Genomic DNA, 15157 nt, shown 5'->3' with positions numbered 1-15157 from the left:
CCGCCATGGAAGCGCCGCTCAAGGGCATCCGCGTGCTCGAACTTGCCCGCATACTGGCGGGCCCCTGGATCGGGCAGACCCTTGCCGATCTCGGCGCCGACGTCATCAAGGTCGAGAGCCCGGCCGGAGACGACACCCGGACCTGGGGACCTCCCTTCGTCAAAGGCGAAGACGACGAAAGGCTGGATGCCGCCTATTTTCACGCGTGCAACCGCGGCAAGAGGTCTGTCGTTCTCGACTTTACGACCGCAGAGGGGCAGGAGGCGGTGCGCCGGCTTGCCGCGCAATCCGACGTCTTGCTCGAGAACTTCAAGGTCGGCGGCCTCGCCAAATATGGTCTCGATTATGAAAGCCTGAGGAAAGTCAATCCGCGGCTCATCTATTGCTCGGTCACCGGCTTCGGGCAGGACGGGCCCTATGCTCACCGCGCCGGCTACGACTACATCGTCCAGGGCATGAGCGGCATCATGGACCTGACGGGCGAGCCGGATCGTGAACCGCAAAAGATCGGCGTTGCCTTCGCAGATATTTTCACCGGGCTCTATGGTGTTATCGCGGTGCAGGCGGCCCTGGCACAGCGGGAACGCACGGGCGAGGGCCAGCAGATCGACATGGCGTTGCTCGACTGCATGACGGGCGTGCTCGCCAATCAGGCGCTGAACTTTCTCGTTTCCGGCAAGGCACCGCGGCGGCTCGGCAATGCCCATCCGAATATCGCACCCTATCAGGTGTTTCCGACCGCCGACGGGCATCTGATCGTCGCAGTCGGCAACGACCGCCAATTCGTGAAATTCTGCGAACTCCTCGGCCGGCCGGATCTCGCCTCGGATGCCCGCTACCATACGAATGCAGACCGCGTGCAGCACCGCGAGAGCCTGACACCGGAGCTCGCGGCGGAAACAGCGAAGTTCGAGCGGGATACGTTGCTCGCCCGGCTCGAAGCCGCAGGCGTCCCCGGTGGCCCGATCAACTCCGTCGCCGACGTTTTCGCCGATCCGCAGGTCGTCCACCGGCAGATGCGGGTGGAGACACCCCATACCGGCGCGGCGGCAGGAACGTCGCCGGGCGTCCGCACGCCGATCCGCTTCTCCGGTGCAACGCTTTCGCTCGAGCGCGGCGTGCCCCGGCTCGGGGAACATACGGATGAGGTGCTGGCGGAGATCGGAATGGTCTTGCCGAAAGACCGGTAAGTCAGGCCGGCATCAATCTCCTTCGCCCCGCCTGCGGGACGAAGGAGCCTTCTCTTGAGCCTAAACCTTCAAGGCCCGATCGAACACGCGGGAAAGCCGCTCTGCAAAGGCGCGGGGGTTTTCGGGCTTGTCGCCGTCGAGAACGCGGGCCTGGTCGAGGAGAAGTCTGACCGCGTCCTCCCGGAAGCCCTTGTCCTCCGCGGAGCAGGCGGCAAGCGCGGCGATCAGGTTATGGCCGGGATTGATCTCGAGGACTGGCCTGGGAGCGCCCTCCATACGTCCGGCGCCTTGGAGCATTTTCTGGAGCTGAAGGTCAGGCCCCTGTTCGGGCGCAACAAGGCAGACGGCGCTTTCCGTAAGGCGGTCGGAGGTGCGGACGTCCGAAACCACGTCGCCGAGCGTCTCCCTCGCGAATGCCACGAACTCGGTGACGGCGGCGCCCGCTTCCGTCGAAGCGGCGGCCGCATCGTCCTTTTTGGCGATGGCGGCGAGATCGGCCGCACCCTGGGTGATCGACTTGAACGGCTTTCCTTCGAAATCGGGAGCGGTCGTCACCCAGAAGCTGTCGACCGGGCACGTCAGGAGCAGCACCTCGATGCCGCGGGCGCGGAAACCTTCGAGCTGGGGCGACGCCTTCAGCTGGGCGAGGTTGTCGCCGGTCAGGTAGTAGATGGCCGACTGGCCGTCCTTCATCTCCTTGACGTAATCGCTCAAACCGCGCGGCTTGTCGTCATCCGCGGTCGTGCGGAAGCGCGACAGCGCCAGGAGCTGGCCCCGCCGCTCGAAATCCTCGTAAATGCCCTCCTTGATCACGCTGCCGAAGTTTTCCCAGATCTTGGCGAAGGCCTCGGGATCGCTTTCCGCAAGCTTTTCGATGCCGGTCAGGACGCGGTTCGTCAGCCCCTTGCGGATATTTGCGAGAAGAGGACTTTCCTGAATCATTTCCCGCGAGACGTTGAGCGGCAGGTCCGCCGTGTCGACGAGGCCGCGCACGAAGCGCAGGTACCGCGGCAGCAGTTCCGCCTCATCGGTGATGAAGACGCGCTTGACGTAGAGCTTCATCCGGCCCTTGCGATCGGGGTCGAAAAGATCGAACGGCTTCGAGCCGGGCACGAAGGCAAGCGCGGTATATTCGTGGCGCCCCTCGGCGCGGAAATGAACCGTCAGCGCCGGATCGTCGTACTGCCCGGCAACGCCGCGGTAGAAATCGGTATAATCGTCCTTGCTGATCTCGCTTTTCTGCTTCGTCCAGAGCGCCGTGCCGTCTGCTACCTGTGCCGGTTCTGCACCGGGCTTCTCGACGATCGAGATCGGAACCGGCACGTGACCGGACTGCTCCTTGATGATGCGCTCGACCGTCCAGCGCGAGGTGTAGGTCTTGGCGTCGTCCATCAGATGCAGCGTGATGCGCGTACCACGCGACGGCGCGTCCGCAAGATTGACCGCCGAAACCGTGTAGCTGCCCTTGCCGTCGGATGCCCAGTGCCAGGCCTTGTCGGTGCCGGCGCGGCGGGAAACGACATCGACGTTGTCGGCGACCATGAAGGCCGAATAGAAGCCGACACCGAACTGGCCGATGAGCTGGGCGCCGTCCTTGTTCTGCGCGGCTTCAATCCGCTCCATGAAGGCACGCGTGCCGGAGCGCGCAATCGTGCCCAGCGATTCGACAAGCTCGTCGCGGCTCATGCCGATGCCGTTGTCCTCGATGACCAGCCGGGCATTCTCCTCGTCGAGCGTCAGAGTGATGCGCGAGGCGGGATCTCTGCCGAGGAGCTCCGGGGCGACGATCGCTTCGTAGCGCAGCTTCTCGCAGGCGTCGGCCGCGTTCGAAATCAGCTCGCGGAGAAAGACGTTCTTATCGGAATAGACGGAGTGCACCATCAGGTGCAGCAGCTTCGCCACGTCGGCTTCGAAGACATGTTTCTCTACGGACGTTTCGACTTCACTCATCGCGTTTTCGGACCTCGTTGACGTTTGCTCCCAATTGGCAAGCCGCGGCCTGAATTTCAAGGGTCGTCTTGCGGCAGCCCCGCTTCGGTGCGAAGCTCCTGTCAGATGGAAGCGCTGCTCGTCATCAATGCCGGCTCGTCCAGCCTGAAGTTCCAGATATTCGGGATCGCCACGGCGGGGCTCGAGCGGCAGGTTCGTGCGAAACTGGACGGCATCGGAACCCGGCCGCGCCTGAAGGCGACGGCAGCCGATGGCACCGAGCTCATCGATCGAAGCTTGGACAGGACCGATGTTCGCGACCTTCCCGCAGCCCTGTCGGTCGCACGCGACTGGCTGGCGACGCTTCGCGGTTTCGACCTCCGGGCGATCGGCCATAGGGTGGTGCATGGCGGTCCGGATTACGTCCGGCCGGTGCTGATCGACACGACGGTGCTCGACCGTCTGTCAAGCTATCAGGACCTCGCACCGCTGCACCAGCCCAACAATCTCGCGCCGATCCGGCTCGCTATGGAAATCAAACCCGATGTGCCGCAGGTCGCCTGTTTCGACACGGCCTTCCATCGAGGGCGCGCCGAGCATACCGATTGCTATGCCCTGCCGCGCGCCTTCTATGAGCAGGGTGTGCGGCGCTATGGCTTTCATGGGATTTCCTATGAATATATCGCCGGTCGACTGCGCGAGGTGGCGCCGGAGGTCGCCCGCGGCCGGGTGATCGTCGCCCATCTCGGCAGCGGCGCGTCGATGTGCGCGCTGAACGACGGACGCAGCGTCGAAACGACGATGGGCTTTACCGCACTTGACGGGCTGCCGATGGGCACGCGGCCGGGCCAATTGGATCCCGGCGTCGTTCTCCACCTGCTCCGGGACATGAGTGCACAAGCTGTGTCGGACCTCCTCTACCACCAGTCCGGCCTGAAAGGTCTCTCCGGCATATCGAACGACATGCGCGAGCTTCTGGAGAGCGAGGACCCGCGCGCTTCCTTCGCGATAGACCATTTCGTGCACCGCTGCACGCTCAACGCCGGCATGCTGGCCGCAGCCTTGGGAGGCCTCGATGCATTTGTCTTTACCGCCGGCATCGGCGAAAACGCGGCGCCGATCCGGGCCCGTATTTCCGAAGGCCTGGCCTGGCTCGGCGCGCAGCTTGATCCGGCTGCAAACGATGCAGATGCCTCGGTCATCTCGAAGGCAGGAAGCCGCGTCGCGCTCCACGTCATGCCCACCGACGAGGAGCTGATGATCGCCCGCCATACGCTTGCGATCATCCGTGCTCCTTGAAGAGCCGGCCCGAAATCTTGTCGTTCCGACGGTTCCCCTCCCAATACGGAACGCCTCTACATGTGGCATGCTTCGGCTGAAGCGTGAACCGTGCCGCAAATCGTCTCCCCCTTGTGGGGGAGATGGCCGGCAGGCCAGAGGGGCGTCTCGGGGGGCGTCCCGGCGGTCGGCAGGCGCCCGGTCAGATGTTGCCCATGCAGAGATATTTCATCTCGAGATAGTCCTCGAGGCCGTGGCGGGAGCCTTCCCGGCCGATGCCGGATTGCTTGATGCCGCCGAAGGGAGCGGCCTCAGAAGACATGCGGCCCGTATTGATGCCGACCATGCCGTATTCCAGAGCCTCGGCGACATGCCAGACCCGCTTGAGGTTCTCGGCGTAGAAATAGGCCGCGAGACCGTAGATCGTATCGTTCGCCTCGGCCACCACCTGCTCGGCGGTCTCGAAGCGGATGATCGGGGCGATCGGCCCGAATGTCTCTTCCTGGGCGATGCGCATGTCGTGCGAGATGCCGGTAAGCACCGTCGGTTCGAAGAAGGTGCCGGTCGTTCCGATCCGGCTGCCGCCCGAGCGCACTTGCGCTCCCTTGGCTACCGCGTCGGCCACATGCGCTTCGATCTTGTCGATCGCGTGGACGTCGATCATCGGACCGATGGCGACGTCGGGAGCAAAACCGTCACCGACCGTGAGTTCGCGCACGCGCGCGACAAACTTGTCGGCAAACGCGTCATGCACCGCGGATTGCACATAGATGCGGTTCGCCGAAACGCAGGTTTGGCCGGCATTGCGGAATTTCGCCTGGAGCGCGCCGTCCACCGCCTCGTCGATATCGGCGTCGTCGAAGACGATGAACGGGGCGTTGCCGCCGAGCTCGAGACTTACCTTCTTAATCTGGTCGGAGCATTGTCGCATCAGGAGTCTTCCGACCTCCGTCGATCCGGTGAAGCTGATCTTGCGAACCTTGGGATTGCTGCAGAGTTCGCGCCCGATCGGGGCGCCTTCGGAGGCGTAGAGAAGATTGAGCACGCCTTCGGGAAAGCCCGCCTTCTCGGCAAGCGCGAACATCGCGCCGGCTACCAGCGGCGTCTGTTCGGCGGGCTTCAGGACGATCGTGCAGCCGGCGGCAAGCGCCGGGGAAATCTTGCGCGCGACCATCGAAGCCGGGAAATTCCAGGGCGTGATCGTGCCGACCACGCCGACCGGCTGCTTGATCACGAGCATACGCCGATCGTTGGCGGGCGCCGGGAAGGTCTCGCCGTAGACGCGCTTGGCTTCCTCCGCGTACCATTCGACATAGGATGCGGCGTGCAGGACTTCGCCCTTTGCCTCGCCGACGGGCTTTCCCATTTCGGCGGTCAGGATAGAGGCGAGGTCGTCGGCATGCTCGACGAGCAGGTCGTGCCAGCGGCGCAGGATGATGCTGCGATCCTTGGCCGGCTTGCCGGCCCACAGAGGCTGGGCGAGGGCGGCCGCGTCGATAGCCGCGCGTGCGTCATCGATTCCCATGTCCGGAAGCGTCGCGAGCAGTTCGCCGGTCGATGGGTTGGAAACATCGAAGGTGGGGCCGGCCGGCTGTCCGGAAGACCGCGTGACTTCGCCGAGGGAGGCGAAGACCTTCGGTCGCCGGATGTGTCTGATGAGTGCGGGCGTCAGGGCCATGGGGCGTCCTCCCGCGATGCCTGCGGCGACCGCAGGCTTCGCTTCTATTCTTTGTGAGGGCGCGGATCGTGCGCCCCGGCATGGGCGACCGCGATAGCGGCCGGTCCGGCAGCCGTCAACCGCGTGCTTCGAGGATCGATGCCTCGATAGTGTCGAGGGCTTCTGCGAAGACCTCGTCCTGGATCGTTATCGGCGCCAGGAAGCGGATGACATTGCCATGGACGCCGCAGGTCAGCAGGATCAGCCCCTTTTCGAGGGCAAGGAGGCGGACCTTGTTTGCGAATTCGGCGCTCGGCAGGTTCGTCCTCACATCGTTGAATTCGACGGCGTTCATGAAGCCGGGTCCGCGGATGTCGACGATTTCCGGTGCTTTCTCGCGGATCGCCGCAAGGCGCTGCTTCAGCCGGTTGCCGAGCTGGTTCGCCCGCTCGCACAGGTTCTCCTCGGCAATCACGTCGAGAACCGCATGCGCGGCGGCGATGCCGAGCGGATTGCCGCCATAGGTCCCGCCGAGGCCGCCCGGCCCGGGCGCGTCCATGATCTCGGCTCGGCCGGTGACGGCCGCAAGCGGGAAGCCGCCGGCGAGGCTCTTCGCCATCGTCGTCAGATCCGGGGCGACACCGTGATGTTCCATGGCGAAGAGCTTGCCGGTGCGGGCAAAGCCGGTCTGCACCTCGTCGGCGATCAGCAGAATGCCGTGCTGGTCGCAGATCTCGCGAAGCGCCTTCATGAAGGCGGTCGGGACCGGATAGAAGCCGCCTTCTCCCTGAACCGGCTCGATGATGATCGCCGCGACACGGGCCGGGTCGACATCGGCCGCGAAGAGCTTCTTCAGCGCCGAAAGCGACTGCTCGACAGTCACGCCGTGAAGCTCGATCGGGAAGGGGGCGTGGAAGACATCTGCCGGCATCGCGCCGAAACCGACCTTGTACGGAACGACCTTGCCCGTCAGCGCCATGCCCATGAAGGTGCGGCCGTGGAAACCGCCGCCGAAGGCGACAACCGCCTGGCGGCCCGTCGCGGCGCGCGCGATCTTGACGGCGTTCTCGACGGCTTCCGCGCCGGTCGTGACGAAGATGGTCTTTTTCGCGAAGTCGCCCGGCACGATCGCGTTCAGGCGCTCCGCCAGATGCACGTAGTTTTCATAGGGCACCACCTGGTGGCAGGTGTGGGTGAAGCGATCGAGCTGCGCCTTGACGGCAGCGATCACCTTCGGGTGGCGGTGGCCGGTATTGACCACGGCGATGCCGGCGGCAAAGTCGATGTAGCGGTTGCCTTCCTTGTCGAAGATCTCCGCGTTTTCCGCGCGCTCGGCATAGACCTGCGTGGTCATTCCGACACCGCGGGAGATGGCTGCATTCTTGCGATCTGTGAGGCTCGTCATCGTTGTCGTCCTGGTCGAGAGGGAATATATTGCATTTTTTCTGCAACTTTTCTCAGGAAGAGGTACATTTTTCAGGATGGATTGCAAATCAAATTTGCTGATCGAGACAACACCCGGATTGATGGGCGCTTCTTGTGCAGCCGCCGCGCTCGCGGCTAGATAGCCGCCAGCGATCGGCGGCACGGATCCGGCACGGTGATGAGGATATGAATTGATGGGCGGTATTGGCACCATTCGCTACAAGGTTGCCGAGGCGGCAAGGCTAGCGGGCGTGTCCGCCTCGACGCTCAGGCTTTGGGAAACGCAAGGTCTCGTCGTGCCGGAGCGTTCGGTGACGGGGCATAGACAATATACCGATGCCGATCTCGCCCGGCTGAAGCGCATTTCCTGGTTCCGCTCCGAACGCGGCCTCAACCCCGCAGCGATCAGGGAGGCTCTGGAGGCTGAAAGCGCCTTTACCGAAGACGAAAATGGCTCCGCCACGCCGACCGACGACAATGGCGACCTGCAGGTCGGGCGGAAGCTGCGCAGTCTGAGACATGCCGCAGGCAAGACACTGGAGCAGGTGGCCGGCGACATCGGCATCGCCGCATCCGTGCTCTCGACCCTGGAGCGGACGTCGCAGGGCGTCTCCGTCGCCGTTCTGCACAACCTTGCCGAATATTTCGGAACCACCGTGTCGAGCCTCTCCGGCGAAGGTGAGACAAGAGCGCGGGCGCTCGTGCGGGCCGGCGAATGGCGCAACTGGCCGCGCACGACACCGGGGGTGACGGTGCAGTTGCTGGCCGAAGGCAACAACCAGATGGATTGCCATCGCTTCGTTCTGGCACCAGGCGCCTCAAGCGAGGGCGCCTACCGGCATGAGGGGGAGGAATTCGTCTACGTTCTTTCCGGACGCGTGGAGTTCGTGCTGGATTCGGATCAGTTCTACGATCTCCACCCGGGCGACTCCCTTTATTTCGAGAGCCGCCGCCGCCATGCCTGGTCGAACAGGCACGACGGCGAAACCGTGTTGTTGTGGATCAATACGCCGCCGACGTTTTGATAGAAGACATCGGCACTTACAGCGTGAAAATAATTCAGATGTTTATGTGCTGACAGATGTATTCGGACGTAATGAGTCGGGCCGCTGCCAACCACAACGCCTACTCAATCGCGCCGACGCTGAATATTGCGCGCAAGACACACTCCCGGCGTCTTGGGGATCGGCCGACTATGTTGATGAAGGGCGGAACAAAGTTTGGCCCGATTCCCCCGTTCAGCCTCGAACAGTTCTTTAGCCTGCCCGACTGCTTGCTTCCGTCGCCAAGCGTTCAACGAACCTGATTGCAGACGATGCGCCTGTTCGCGATTCGACGGAAGAAAGCTCGAACGGAGAGGGAGTGTTGATGCAGATGGTGCGCGACCAGCAGCTGGACGGCCTGAGAGCCGTAGCGGTCACAATGGTGCTCTACGCGCATTTCTTCGCGGCTGATGGATCCCATTGGGGCCATCTCGGCGTTCGGCTGTTTTTCGTATTGAGTGGCTTCCTGATAACGCGGCTGCTGCTCGATGCGCGCGACACTGCCCGTTTCGAGCCGGCGACGGCACTCAAATCCTTCTACGCGCGCCGCGCACTTCGCATCTTCCCCCTTACTTCGCCGTCCTCGCCGCCGTCTTTTTCCTTGATCTGGAACGATCGAAGGAGGTCATGGCGTGGCACGCCCTCTATCTGTCCAATTTCTGGTACGCGCTGCAGAACGAATGGACGCCGTGGGTTCTCTGTCATACGTGGAGTCTGAGCATCGAGGAGCAGTTCTACCTCGTATGGCCATTGATCGTGCTGCTCGTGCCGCGCCGGTCGGTTGCCGGGGTTTGCATCGGCGTTATCGTTTGCTCGCTCGCCTACCGCTTTTACTGGCCGCTCACCGGTACTCCATCACTCGCGCGGGATCTTTTGCCGCCGGCGTCGATGGATGCGCTGGCCGTGGGCGCGCTGCTAGCCGCCCGCCCATCCTGGCGAGTCTGTTGGCCGGCATGGGCAAAACTGAGCTGGATGCCGCTTTCGCTCGCTTCGCTCGTCCTCGTGTGGTCGAAGCCGGTTGCCATGTCACCGGTCGTCGCGTGGTTCGCCTGGATTGGCCTGGAGGTCCTCCCGCTCCTGCCGCTCGCCATGCTGGTCGGCGGCTGTTCGAAGGGGATCGGCGGGCTTGCCGGTCGGCTCGTCGCGCTTTCGCCATTGGCGGCGCTCGGCCGGATCAGCTATGGCGTCTATCTTTTCCACGCGGTCGTGCTGGCCCTGGTCGTTCAAGCGCAGCCTTTCATCCCGGTCAATGTCTCGGATCAGGGGGCAGGGCGGTTCGTCGTTGCGGGCTCCCTGACCCTGATGCTCGCCTCGGTTTCCTGGCTGTTCTTCGAAAAGCCGCTCAACGGGCTGAAGCGGCACCTTCCGTATATTCGTTCCGACGGCGGAGCCGGGGCGGCAGTCGCTATCCCTGGCGCCGGTCGTGACGAAGCCCTGCAGCCCCAGAACCTTCGATAAGCTCACGAGCCGAACCATGCCGACGCCCCTCGTCTCCATCGTCCTGCCTGTCTACAATGCGGAACCGTACATCGCCGCAGCTATCGAGAGCGTGTTGCGCCAGGACTACGAGCGTCTGGAGGTAATCGCGATCGACGACGGGTCGACGGATCGGTCGCGGGACATTCTCGAACGCTATCGCAAGAGCGATTCTCGCGTTTCCATCATTTCCCGCGAGAACCGCGGCCTCATAGCGACACTGAATGAAGGCCTCGCGCTTGCAAAGGGCGAGCTTGTCGCGCGAATGGATGCCGACGACATCGCCTATCCGTCGCGCCTGTCGCGTCAGGTCGCATTGTTTTCCGCAGAGCCCCGGCTCGCCCTTTCCGGCACGGGCATCGACACGCTGATCGGCAATCGGATCATCCGCGGCAAGCCCAATCCCATATACCGCCCGGGAAGCCTGCGAATCCTGTCGATGTTCTTCACCATCTTCATGCATTCGACCGTTGTCTATAACCGTAACGTCATCCCGGAAGAGATGCTCCGCTACGACCCGAACTATGTGCATGCGGAAGATTTCGATCTCTTCAGGCGGATCGCGGATCGTTTCCCAGTCCACATGATCGACGAGGCGCTGGTCGCCTATCGCATCCATGAGGATAGCGTCACCAGCAAGCACAAGCGGCAGATGCGCCGGACCCATTTGACCATCGTCGCCGAGAACCTGGCCCGGGATGCCCTTCTCGGAGAATCCGCAGCCCTCGCAGCTATCGGCGCCGCGGTGACGAGCGAGACGGTGGCACGCCTTGCCGACTGGGTCCTGGCGCTAGAGGGTAAGATTTCGGCCCAGCCGGGCGAGGTTCGGCGTGCCTATGAGGAAGGCGCCCTTTGCTTCTTCTACTTCCTCTACCAGCTCATCGCCGACGAGGAGCAGCCGCGACTAACCCATGAGTTCCTGACGCGGACCGGGAAATGGGGCCTCATCCGCCGCCGCGAGCGATACGGGCTGCTTGCGGCCGCTCGCGCACCCTGGTGCAGCCGGATTTCGCTCGCCGCGAGCAAGCGGGTGGATCGGCTCGCGCGCCACCTGCAGTCGGTGCCCGCCGCGAGCGTGCTTTCCGGACATGGCTGGACCTGACATGGCCGTCGAACAGCCTGCAAAAGCGCAGAAACATCCAAGAGCACCGGCTGCTCGGCACTCCGTGGCCCCTTCATTGTTCGAAGCGTCGGAGCCGTTCGTCAGCTTCATCGTCTGCACGCGCAACCGCGTCCGGGCGCTTGGCGCCTCGATCCGATCGATCGAGGCCGCATGCCATGCCCATGCGGCGAACAGGAGCGAACTCGTCGTCGTCGACAACGGCTCCACGGACGGCACCCCGGAAGAACTCGCACGCATGGCAGCAGCCTCGACAATGCCGATCACGCTCGCCACCGAGCCTCGTCCGGGCCTCGCCGCGGCACGCAATACGGGGATGGCGCGCGCGCGGGGCCGGATTCTGGTCTTCATCGACGACGACTGCGAGGTGGACAGGAACTATCTCGCCGACCTCCAACGGCACTACGCCAGTGGCGACGCGCGGGTCATCCGCGGAGGACGCGTGGAACTCGGCGATCCTGCCGACCTGCCGTTCACCATCAAGCGGTCGAAGGTCGCGGCACGTCTGACCCGCGACGTCCACCCCGGCGGCTTCGTGCTCGGCTGCAACATGACCATGCATCGCGACGTCGCGGCACGCATCGGTCCTTTCGACGAGCGCTTCGGCGCAGGCGCGCCGCTGAAGGCCGCGGAAGATACGGATTACCTGGTCCGGGCATTTCGGCTCAGCATTCCGGTCGAATACGTGCCGGATATGATCGTCCATCATCATCACGGCCGCCGTTTTCGTGCGGCGATCGAAGAACTGCATCGTAATTACAGCCTCGGCAATGGCGGGCTCTGTCTGAAGCACCTGCTCGGCGCGCCCTGGCTCCTCAAGCATTTCGGCTGGACCGTCAGGTCCGCATGCGGCGAAGTTTTCGGAGGCGCCCGCTTCGACCCGAAGCTGCAACTGTCACATTGGCCGATCGTTTCGATGAACATTGTCGGCGCTGCGCGCTTCGCGCGGATCGCCATGGCAGACGCGGCGCAACCGACCGAACGGCGCCAGCCCGAACAAGCAGCACCGAAGCTCAGGTGAGGACCGCATATGCGTAGATTCCTATTGCCGGGACTGGAGGTCCTGCGCGGCGCGCTGGGGCGGCAAATGCGCCTGCTGCCGGTCGTCGTCATTCTCGGCCTCGCCAGCGCCGCGCTCGAAGGCGCCGGCATCGGCCTCATCATTCCGATGCTGGGCATCATCGCAGGAGATGGACAAGCCAACGGCTTGAGCGGCATATCCGCTTACTTTCAGGCGGTAGGAGCGGGCTTGGGAGACGGCGAACGCCTGCTGGTCATTGCGGCCGCCGTGCTCGCGCTGATCGTGCTCAAGAATATCCTCGCCTTCGCCAACACGCTGCTCACGACCTTCATCTACGGCAAGGCCAGCCACGCCATCCGCAGCGCGCTTTCGGATCAGCTCCTGCGGATTGGATATCCGTTCTTCATGCAGCAAAGTCCCGGCCGGCTGCTCAACATCATCTCCAACGAGTCATGGCGCGCGTCCGACGCGATCCAGACGGTCCTTTCGTCTATCGTGCACGGCTCGGCGGCGGTCATCCTGCTCGCCTTTCTCTTGCTCATGTCCTGGCAGATGACGCTGTTCGTGGCGCTCGGCCTCGTCCTTGTCCAGCTTGCGCATGCAGCGCTCTCCGCGACGCTCAAGGGCCCAAGCCGCCATGTGACCTCCTTCAACAGCGAGCTTGCCGCCAGAATGCTGCATCTCGTTCATGCCGGAAGGCTGATCCGCGTGTTCGGCCAGGAAACACGCGAGAAGGATGCATTCGATTCCGCGTCCGACGCCGTTCGCCGTGCCGGCTTTGCGCTCCAGTCACGACAGGGGGCGCTGCCGCCGCTGACCGAGGTGCTCCACTCGGCGTTGTTTCTGGCCGTGGTGGTAAGCGCCTGGTCCGTCGGCGTCAGCTTTCCGGTGATCGTCGCCTTCGTCGTGCTGCTATATCGACTGCAGCCGCATATGCGCGCCCTGCAGATGTCCTGGAGCCAGATTCAGGGCTGGAGCGGATCGCTCGAAGAGGTGCGTTGGCTTCTCGACTCCTCCGACAAGCCGAAGCCTCCTCAGGGCAATGCCCCGGTCGACGGCCTGCACGAGGGCATGAAATTCGACCGGGTGACCTTCAGGTATCCCGGTTCCGAGGTGCGTCCCCTGGTGCTGCATTCCGCAAGCTTCGAAATCCGCAGCGGCCGTTCCACCGCAATCATCGGCCGTTCCGGCGCCGGAAAGACGACGATCGTCAATCTCCTCTGCCGTTTCGTCGAGCCGGATGAAGGACGCATCCTCGTCGATGGCGTGCCGCTCGACGAGCTCGATCCCGTTCAGTGGCGGCGCCAGATCGCGGTCGCCAGCCAGGACCTCGAACTGGTGGACGGCACCATCCTGGAAAACATCACCTACGGTCAAAGCGCCACACCTGCAGAAGCGGAACGCGCCGCGAAGCTTGCCGAAGCGCACGGCTTCATCGAGAAGCTGCCGCAGGGCTATGAGACGCTCGTCGGCTACAGGGGTGCAAGCCTCTCGGCAGGCCAACGCCAGCGCATCGCGCTTGCCAGAGCGCTGGTGCGCGATCCGGCGATCCTGATCCTCGACGAGGCGACGAATGCGGTGGACGGCCTGTCGGAGGCGGCGATCGTCGAGACGTTGAGATCGAGGGCCGGCAGGCGCACGACGATCGTGATCAGCCATCACCGGAGCACGATCTCGTTCTGCGACGACGTCGTGGTCCTCGGCTCCGGGCGAGTCAAGGGCCAGGCCGCACTGGCGGACGTCGCGTCGCTCAGCATGGACCAGCTCTATGAGCATGAGACCGGCAAGGGGGGCGGAGGGTAGAGGTTTGCGGCGCGCGCGCAGACTGCCGGATGCAGGGCGCGCCCGGCTGCTTGTCCATCGACCCTGGTTGCGGGCGCTGAGGCGCGGCCCCTCTACCCGCTGCCGCGACCTCCCCGTTTGGACGGGGAGAAGGGGCCGGCAGGCGGAGGGGGGCTCTGATCTGAAAATTATGCGGCGGCGTAGCGCTTGGCCATCTCCGGCAACCGCAGCACCCGGATCTTCGATGCCTGGCCGGCGGCGTGGAAGGCCTCGAAGCGCTCCTTGCAGACCTCGGTCATGTGGGCAATTGCCGGCTTCAGATAGTTGCGCGGATCGAAATTATCCGGATGCTCGATATGGTGCTTGCGGATCTCGCCGGTAAAGGCGAGGCGGAGATCCGTGTCGATATTGACCTTGCGCACGCCGAGCGGAATGGCCTTCTGAATCTCGGACACCGGAACGCCCCAGGTCTTCTTCATCTTGCCGCCATAGGCGTTGAAGAGTTCCTGGAGATCGGCGGGGACGCTCGAGGAACCGTGCATGACGAGGTGGGTGTTCGGCAGACGCTTGTTGATCTTGGCGATAGTCTCGATCGAGAGGATCTCGCCGTCGGGTTCGCGGGTGAACTTGTAGGCGCCGTGGCTGGTGCCGATGGCGACCGCAAGAGCGTCGACGCCGGTCTTCGAGACGAAGTCGAGGGCCTGCTCGGGGTCGGTCAGCAGTTCCTCGCGTGAGAGCTTGCCTTCAAATCCATGTCCGTCCTCCTTGTCGCCGGCACCCGTTTCCAGATTGCCGAGGCAGCCGAGTTCCCCTTCGACGGAAACGCCGGCAGCATGGGCGATCTTCACGACTTCCGCGGTGACGGCGACATTATATTCGTAGCTCGCGACGCTCTTGCCGTCCTTCTCCAGCGAGCCGTCCATCATCACGGAGGTGAAGCCGTTGGTAATCGCCGAGATGCAGGTCGACGGCTGGTCGCCATGGTCGAGGTGGAGGCAGACGGGGATATGCGGATATTCTTCCGCAGCGCCGAGGATCAGATGGCGCAGAAACGCATCGCCGGCATAGGCCCGCGCGCCGCGGCTTGCCTGCAGGATGACAGGAGAGTCGGTCGCATCCGCGGCCCTCATGACGGCCTGGATATATTCGAGATTGTTCACATTGAAGGCCGGCAGTGCGTAATTGTTCTCTGCCGCGTGGTCGAGCAGTTGCCGCAATGTGATCAATGCCATTCTT

At 63.7% G+C, this 15157-nt stretch carries 10 protein-coding genes and 1 pseudogene; 7 read left to right on the top strand and 4 right to left on the bottom strand.

Annotated elements, in window-relative coordinates:
• The first annotated feature begins 5 nt into the window (after positions 1 to 5).
• Positions 6 to 1190: a CaiB/BaiF CoA transferase family protein gene (locus N0Q91_RS31055; RefSeq protein ID WP_275599197.1), complete on the top strand. Its 1185-nt coding sequence runs from the start codon at positions 6 to 8 to the stop codon at positions 1188 to 1190.
• 60 nt (positions 1191 to 1250) lie between these two features.
• Here N0Q91_RS31055 and htpG read toward each other — a convergent pair whose 3' ends face one another.
• A complete protein-coding gene (gene htpG, locus N0Q91_RS31050; protein WP_275599196.1) occupies positions 1251 to 3140 on the bottom strand; it encodes a molecular chaperone HtpG in 1890 nt (629 codons plus the stop codon).
• A gap of 105 nt (positions 3141 to 3245) precedes the next feature.
• Between htpG and N0Q91_RS31045 the strand changes: the two genes are divergently transcribed.
• On the top strand, positions 3246 to 4418 hold the full coding sequence (locus N0Q91_RS31045; protein ID WP_275599195.1) for an acetate/propionate family kinase: 1173 nt from the start codon (positions 3246 to 3248) through the stop codon (positions 4416 to 4418).
• A 181-nt stretch (positions 4419 to 4599) separates the two neighbouring features.
• On the opposite strand, the gene N0Q91_RS31040 is transcribed toward N0Q91_RS31045, so the two are convergent.
• Together N0Q91_RS31040 and N0Q91_RS31035 are read right to left on the bottom strand one after the other, a co-directional pair.
• The gene (locus N0Q91_RS31040; RefSeq protein WP_275599194.1) at positions 4600 to 6075 is read right to left on the bottom strand and encodes an NAD-dependent succinate-semialdehyde dehydrogenase; all 1476 of its coding nucleotides are present in this window, start codon (positions 6073 to 6075) and stop codon (positions 4600 to 4602) included.
• A 115-nt stretch (positions 6076 to 6190) separates the two neighbouring features.
• Positions 6191 to 7459, bottom strand: coding sequence for a 4-aminobutyrate--2-oxoglutarate transaminase (locus N0Q91_RS31035; protein ID WP_275599193.1), 1269 nt, complete (start codon positions 7457 to 7459; stop codon positions 6191 to 6193).
• 214 nt (positions 7460 to 7673) lie between these two features.
• On the opposite strand from N0Q91_RS31035, the gene N0Q91_RS31030 reads away from it, so the two are divergent.
• The 5 genes and pseudogenes from N0Q91_RS31030 to N0Q91_RS31010 all read left to right on the top strand — a co-directional run bounded on the left by N0Q91_RS31030 (position 7674) and on the right by N0Q91_RS31010 (position 13942).
• Positions 7674 to 8504 carry a MerR family transcriptional regulator gene (locus N0Q91_RS31030; RefSeq protein WP_275599192.1) on the top strand — a complete coding sequence of 277 codons (831 nt, stop codon included), beginning with the start codon at positions 7674 to 7676 and terminating at the stop codon, positions 8502 to 8504.
• Between the two features lie 343 nt (positions 8505 to 8847).
• Positions 8848 to 9980: pseudogene (locus tag N0Q91_RS31025) on the top strand (acyltransferase family protein).
• A gap of 16 nt (positions 9981 to 9996) precedes the next feature.
• Positions 9997 to 11100, top strand: coding sequence for a glycosyltransferase family 2 protein (locus tag N0Q91_RS31020; RefSeq protein WP_275599191.1), 1104 nt, complete (start codon positions 9997 to 9999; stop codon positions 11098 to 11100).
• 1 nt (position 11101) lies between these two features.
• Entirely contained in the window at positions 11102 to 12139 is a 1038-nt protein-coding gene (locus N0Q91_RS31015; RefSeq protein WP_275599190.1) for a glycosyltransferase family 2 protein, read from the top strand.
• A 9-nt stretch (positions 12140 to 12148) separates the two neighbouring features.
• Positions 12149 to 13942, top strand: a complete 1794-nt coding sequence (locus N0Q91_RS31010) for an ABC transporter ATP-binding protein (protein WP_275599189.1) — start codon at positions 12149 to 12151, stop codon at positions 13940 to 13942.
• 167 nt (positions 13943 to 14109) lie between these two features.
• On the opposite strand, the gene fba is transcribed toward N0Q91_RS31010, so the two are convergent.
• A complete protein-coding gene (gene fba, locus N0Q91_RS31005; RefSeq protein ID WP_100670191.1) occupies positions 14110 to 15153 on the bottom strand; it encodes a class II fructose-bisphosphate aldolase in 1044 nt (347 codons plus the stop codon).
• Between the last annotated feature and the right edge of the window lie 4 nt (positions 15154 to 15157).

The sequence above is a fragment of the Sinorhizobium prairiense genome (assembly GCF_029201645.2).
GTDB classification, from domain to species: domain Bacteria; phylum Pseudomonadota; class Alphaproteobacteria; order Rhizobiales; family Rhizobiaceae; genus Sinorhizobium; species Sinorhizobium meliloti_A.
This window is presented reverse-complemented; position numbering and strand designations above follow the sequence as displayed.